At 70.9% G+C, this 6,028-nt stretch carries 4 protein-coding genes; 1 reads left to right on the forward strand and 3 read right to left on the reverse strand.

The features are described from left to right. Window positions 1-186: 186 nt before the first annotated feature. Together katG and HZS56_RS36940 are read right to left on the reverse strand one after the other, a co-directional pair. Complete coding sequence (gene katG / locus HZS56_RS36935; RefSeq protein ID WP_216725186.1) at window positions 187-2,409, reverse strand: catalase/peroxidase HPI; 2,223 nt, start codon at window positions 2,407-2,409, stop codon at window positions 187-189. A 25-nt stretch (window positions 2,410-2,434) separates the two neighbouring features. Further along, the gene (locus HZS56_RS36940; RefSeq protein ID WP_216725187.1) at window positions 2,435-2,890 is read right to left on the reverse strand and encodes a Fur family transcriptional regulator; all 456 of its coding nucleotides are present in this window, start codon (window positions 2,888-2,890) and stop codon (window positions 2,435-2,437) included. Window positions 2,891-3,091: 201 nt separating this feature from the next. Between HZS56_RS36940 and HZS56_RS36945 the strand changes: the two genes are divergently transcribed. Continuing rightward, window positions 3,092-4,192: a DUF475 domain-containing protein gene (locus HZS56_RS36945; RefSeq protein WP_216725188.1), complete on the forward strand. Its 1,101-nt coding sequence runs from the start codon at window positions 3,092-3,094 to the stop codon at window positions 4,190-4,192. Between the two features lie 80 nt (window positions 4,193-4,272). Here HZS56_RS36945 and HZS56_RS36950 read toward each other — a convergent pair whose 3' ends face one another. Continuing rightward, window positions 4,273-5,706 carry a WGR domain-containing protein gene (locus HZS56_RS36950; RefSeq protein ID WP_216725189.1) on the reverse strand — a complete coding sequence of 478 codons (1,434 nt, stop codon included), beginning with the start codon at window positions 5,704-5,706 and terminating at the stop codon, window positions 4,273-4,275. Between the last annotated feature and the right edge of the window lie 322 nt (window positions 5,707-6,028).

Below are 6,028 nucleotides of genomic sequence, written 5' to 3' on the forward strand. Positions count from 1 at the left end.
CCGCCGGGGCCGCGCCGGGCCGCCCCCCCCCCCGCCGCGGGGGGGGGGGGCGGGCCCCCCCGGGGGGGGCGCGGGGGGGGGGGGGGGGGGGCCCCCCGGGCGCCCCCCGACGCCGTTCCACCGGACCGATCAGGCCGAGGCCGACCAGGACTGGCCGGTCAGGCCGGGTTGATCAGACCGGATCGATCAGGCCAGGTCGAAGCGGTCGAGGTTCATGACCTTGACCCAGGCTGCCACGAAGTCGGTCACGAACTTCTCCTTGGCGTCGTCGCTCGCGTAGACCTCCGCCAGCGCCCGCAGCTCGGAGTTCGAGCCGAAGACCAGGTCGGCGCGGCTGCCGGCCCACTTGACCTCGCCGGTGGCGGCGTCGCGGCCCTCGAACGTGGTCCGGTCCTCCGACGTCGACGTCCACGTGGTGCCCAGGTCGAGCAGGTTGACGAAGAAGTCGTTGGTCAGCGAACCGGGCGTCCGGGTGAGGGCACCGAGCTGGGACTGCTGGTAGTTGGCACCGAGCACGCGCAGGCCGCCGACCAGGACGGTCATCTCGGGCGCGCTCAGGGTGAGCAGGTTGGCCCGGTCGAGGAGCAGGTACTCGGCCGGCAGCCGGTTGCCCTTGCCGTGGTAGTTGCGGAAACCGTCGGCGGCCGGCTCGAGCGCCTCGAACGACTCGGCGTCGGTGTGCTCCTCCGTCGCGTCCACCCGGCCCGCGGTGAACGGCACCTCGACCTGGAAGCCGGCCTCCTTGGCGGCCTTCTCCACGGCGGCGGAGCCGCCGAGCACGATCAGGTCGGCCAGGGAGACCTTCTTGGCGCCGGAGCCGGAGTCGAAGTCCTCCTTGACGCCCTCCAGCACGCGCAGCACCTGGGCCAGCTCGTCGGGCTCGTTGACCTCCCAGCCGCGCTGCGGCTGGAGGCGGATGCGGGCGCCGTTCGCGCCGCCGCGCTTGTCGCTGCCGCGGTAGGTGGACGCCGAGGCCCACGCGGTGGACACCAGCTGCGCGACGGACAGACCGGACTCGAGGAGCTTGGTCTTGAGCACCGCGACGTCCTCGGCGTCGACCGTCTCCCCCTCGGGCTCGGGCAGCGGGTCCTGCCAGACGAGGGTCTCCCCGGGGACCTCGGGGCCGAGGTACAGGGACTTGGGGCCCATGTCACGGTGGGTCAGCTTGAACCAGGCGCGGGCGAACGCGTCGGCGAATTCCTCCGGGTTCTCGTAGAACCGGCGGGAGATCGGCTCGTAGACCGGGTCGAGGCGCAGCGACAGGTCGGTGGTGAGCATCCTCGGGCGGTGCTTCTTCGACGGGTCGTGCGCGTCGGGAATGATCTCGGGGGCGTCCTTGGCCACCCACTGGTTGGCGCCGGCCGGGCTCTGCTCGAGTTCGTACTCGTACTCGAAGAGGTTCTTGAAGAACCCGTTGCCCCACTGGGTGGGCGTGCTGGTCCAGGTGACCTCCAGGCCGGAGGTGATGGCGTCGCCGCCCTTGCCCGTGCCGTGGGTGCTCTTCCATCCCAGGCCCTGCTGCTCCATCGCGGCGGCCTCGGGGTCGTCGCCGACCGCGTCGGCGGGGCCGGCGCCGTGGGTCTTGCCGAAGGTGTGGCCGCCGGCGATCAGCGCGACGGTCTCCTCGTCGTTCATCGCCATGCGGCGGAAGGTCTCGCGGATGTCGCGGGCGGCGGCGATCGGGTCCGGATTGCCGTTGGGGCCCTCCGGGTTGACGTAGATCAGACCCATCTGGACCGCGCCGAGCGGGTTCTCCAGCTCGCGGTCGCCGGTGTAGCGACGGTCGTCGAGCCAGGTGGTCTCGGGGCCCCAGTAGACGTCCTCCTCGGCCTCCCAGACGTCGGCGCGGCCGCCGGCGAAGCCGAAGGTCTGAAGGCCCATGGTCTCCAGGGCGACGTTGCCGGTGAGGACGAGCAGGTCGGCCCAGGAGAGGTTCTGGCCGTACTTCTTCTTGACCGGCCACAGCAGGCGGCGGGCCTTGTCGAGGTTGCCGTTGTCCGGCCAGCTGTTGAGGGGGGCGAAGCGCTGCTGTCCGGCGCCGGCGCCGCCGCGGCCGTCGCTGATGCGGTAGGTGCCCGCGCTGTGCCAGGCCATCCGGATCATCAGCGGGCCGTAGTTGCCGAAGTCGGCGGGCCACCAGTCCTGCGAGGTGGTCAGCACCTCGGCGATGTCCCGCTTCACGGCCGCGAGGTCGAGGGCCTCGAAGGCCTCGGCGTAGTCGAACTCCTCACCCAGCGGGTTGGCGACGGCCGGGTTCTTGGCGAGGATCTTCAGGTTGAGCCGCTCCGGCCACCACTGACGGTTTCCGCCACCCTGGGTGGGGTGCGGGGCGCGTCCGTGGGCGACCGGGCAGCCGCCCGTCTCCTCGGTTTTCGCGTCGGTCACGATGGCATCGTGGTTCTCGGACACGGGGAATCCTTCCGAACGGGGCGGATCAAGGTGCTGTGGAACTGCCGGAGGTGGAGCAGTCGGGGCACAGGCCCCGGTAGAGGACCTCGGCCTCGTCTATCACGAAGCCGTGGTCGTCACGGGCGGTCAGGCACGGCGCGTCGCCGACGGCGCAGTCGACGTCGGCGAGGGCACCGCAGGACCGGCACAGGACGTGGTGGTGGTTGTCACCGACCCGTCCCTCGAACCGCGCCGGGCTGCCGGGCGGTTCGATACGGCGTACGAGCCGTGCCGCGGTGAGTGCGTGCAGAGCGTCGTACACGGCCTGGAGGGAGACGTGCCCGACCCGCCCCCGGACACCGGCCGTGAGGGCCTCGGCGTCGAGGTGGTTCCCCTCCCGGACGGTCTCGAGCAGCGCGACACGGGCGGCCGTCGCACGCAGGCCCGCCTGGCGCAGCTCCGCGGCGGTGGCGGGATTCCGGGAGCTCCGGGGTGCCGTCATGGCCGTGAACCTACTCCCTGGAACACGAACGACTCAAGGAAACGAACGATTCCAGTTCTGGTCGCCGCCGAGTCCCGGGCCGCCCTCCCAAGCCGCCTGCCGGGGCGGGACGGGACGGGACGATCGTGGTAGACAACCTGCGTGGCGGGCACCGGCAGGGGATGCCCTCCCGTACGGCGCGACGACAGGAATGAGTGGCCGGTGCTTCTGAAGACGTTCCGCTGGGCTTTCGCCGTCACCGCCCTCGGTCTGGCCGCGGGCGTGCTCTACGACGGCTGGACCGCCCTCGGCATCGTGGCGATCCTCTCCGTCCTGGAGGTCTCCCTGTCCTTCGACAACGCGGTGATCAACGCCGGGATCCTGAAGAAGATGAACGCCTTCTGGCAGAAGATCTTCCTCACCGTCGGCATCGTGATCGCGGTCTTCGGGATGCGGCTGGTCTTTCCGGTGCTGATCGTCGCGGTCAGCGCCACGCTCAGCCCCTGGAACGCGGTGCACCTGGCGCTCACCGACAAGGACCGCTACCAGGAGCTGGTGACCGACGCCCATCCGTCGATCGCCGCGTTCGGCGGGATGTTCCTGCTGATGATCTTCCTCGACTTCGTCTTCGAGGACCGGGAGATCAAGTGGCTGGGGTGGCTGGAGCGTCCGCTGGCCAGGCTCGGCAGTGTCGACATGCTGTCGGTGTGCATCGCCCTGATCGTGCTGCTGGTCTCGTCGCTCACCTTCGGCGCCCACGCCCACCAGCACGGCGGTACCCATGCCGACAAGGCCGAGACCGTTCTGCTCGCCGGCATCGCCGGTCTGATCACCTACCTGGTCGTCGGCGGGCTCTCCGGCTTCTTCGAGCAGCGGCTGGAGAACGAGGAGGAGCGGGAGCACGAGGCGCAGGAGGCGGCACGGCGCGCGGGCGGGCGGGGTTCCCCGGTCCGGCTGGCGGGCAAGGCCGCGTTCTTCATGTTCCTCTACCTGGAGGTCCTGGACGCCTCGTTCTCCTTCGACGGCGTGATCGGCGCCTTCGCCATCACCAACGACATCGTCCTGATGGCCCTCGGCCTGGGCATCGGCGCCATGTACGTGCGGTCCCTGACCGTGTACCTGGTCCGCCAGGGCACCCTCGACGACTACGTCTACCTCGAGCACGGCGCCCACTACGCCATCGGCGCCCTGTCGCTGATCCTGCTGGTGACCATCCAGTACCAGATCAACGAGATCATCACCGGCCTGGTCGGCGTCGTGCTCATCGGCGCCTCCTTCTGGTCCTCCGTCCGCCGCAACCGGGCACTGCGTACCGCCGCTTGAGCGTCCTGCCGGGTGACGGCGTCCTGCACTCCCGTGGTCCCTGCCGTCGTCCCGGCGTCCGCCGCCCGGCGCGGCACCGGTCACTGCAGGCGCCTGATGTCGCCGCGCACCCGGTAGAAGCCTCCCGAGGCGGCGTGCAGCGAGTCCACCACGTACCGCGCGCCGGGTTCCCGGATCGCCCTCGGGAACTGGACGTTCCAGGCGTGGTCGTACCCTTCCGACACCACGTGGATCCGGGTGCGGCCGTTCTCCTGGACGCACTCGACGACCACGGAGCCCGCGGGGGCGGCGGCGACGGTCGCCACGGCCGCGACCGCGGTGGCCGGCGCGTACGTCGGCAGGGTGGCGGCGAGCTTGATGTCGCGGGCGACGGGCACCGAGCCCTGCTGCGCGGCCGTGACGGCCGCCTCGCTCGCGTCCACGCACACCAGGGAGCCGTCCGTGGTGACCAGGAAGAGCCGCTCGTCCCGGTACTGCATGGACAGCGCGGAGCCGCCGCCGGTGCCGAGCTTCCACAGCCGGGTGCCGTCCCGGTCGAAGCAGTAGACCGAGGAGGCCGAGTCGCCCGCGAACACGTACCGGCCGCCGGGTGAGGTGGCGCAGGAGTAGACGGGGCTGTCGCAGCGGTAGGTCGCCTCGATGGAGCCGGTGGTCTTGGACAGCCGCTGGACCGTGTGGCGCGCGGTCCCCGCGTACACCGCGTCGTCCTCCTGCCAGCCGAAGAGGACGGCACCCTGGGTGGGCGTGTGCCACAACTCGGCGGTGCCGTCCGGGGAGTGCGCGGTCACCCCGCGGGTGTGCCCGTGGTAGACGGCGCGGTCGTCGGCGCGCACCATCCAGGCGTGCTCGCCGCGCCCGCCGCGCGCCCACTGGTGCTCGTCCTCGTGGTCGATGACGGTCAGGCGTCCGGCGCGGTCCGCGACGTTCAGCACGCCTTCGTGGATGTCGAGCCAGAAGATGTCGACGTCGGCCGCGATGTCGTAGGCGGCGAAGGGCAGCTTGGACGACAGGTCGTACACCCGGCCGTCGTCGCAGCCCGCATAGATCCAGAAGTCGTCGGCGACCAGGCACTTGACGCCGTCCGGCAGTTGGTACCGGGCGAGGACCTCGCCGCCGTGGGCCAGGGTGTAGACGTCGCCCGCCTGGTTGCCGACCCAGCAGCGCTCCTCGTCGATGTGGATGCCGAAGGCGGCGGATCCGGTGCGGAAGCGCCACAGCACGGGCGCGACGGCGCGGGCCGTGGAGGGGGCGGAGGTCACCTGCCGGCGAGTGACGGCGCGGGGTGCGCGCTGTCCCTGCACGGCGGGCTCGTACCCCTTGCGGATCTTCTCGCCTATCTTCTTGGCCGCGGCCGCCTCGGCCTTCTGCGCGGTGGGGAAGGTCGACGTCTGGGTCTGTCCGGCGGCACCGATCCTGCCGTAGCGCACCGACACGACCTGTCCCTGGACGGTTACTTCGTAGAACTTGTGCGCACTCCCGTCGTCCTGCGACAGCTCCAGGTACGTCTTCGACATGGCAGACCTCTCCCCGGTCGGTCCCCCGGCGTGTCCGCGGGTCCCACTGCCTGAACAGTAGGGCGAGCCACTGACAACGCATCGCGAGCCCCTCACGCCTTGATGATTTCGCGTACATGTCATGTTTGTTGACAGGTTGTCAACTCCCTTGTACGGCACGGGTGGACGGCCAATGCTGATCAACGGCCGGGAGCGGAACGCGACGCTCCCAGCCGGGTGCGCGATCCCGCGCACGCCCCCACAGTCGCGCGCCCCCCCCCCCCCCCCCCCCGCCCACGGCGGGGCTCACAAGGACAGGGACCACAGCCGGTACAACGACAAC

The organism is Streptomyces mayonensis (assembly GCF_018982965.1).
GTDB classification, from domain to species: domain Bacteria; phylum Actinomycetota; class Actinomycetes; order Streptomycetales; family Streptomycetaceae; genus Streptomyces; species Streptomyces mayonensis.

Coding starts and splice junctions, on each gene's coding strand:
- HZS56_RS36940 (WP_216725187.1), bottom strand. CDS start 2,890: ATGACGGCACCCCGGAGCTCCCGGAATCCCGCCACCGCCGCGGAGCTG.
- HZS56_RS36950 (WP_216725189.1), bottom strand. CDS start 5,706: ATGTCGAAGACGTACCTGGAGCTGTCGCAGGACGACGGGAGTGCGCAC.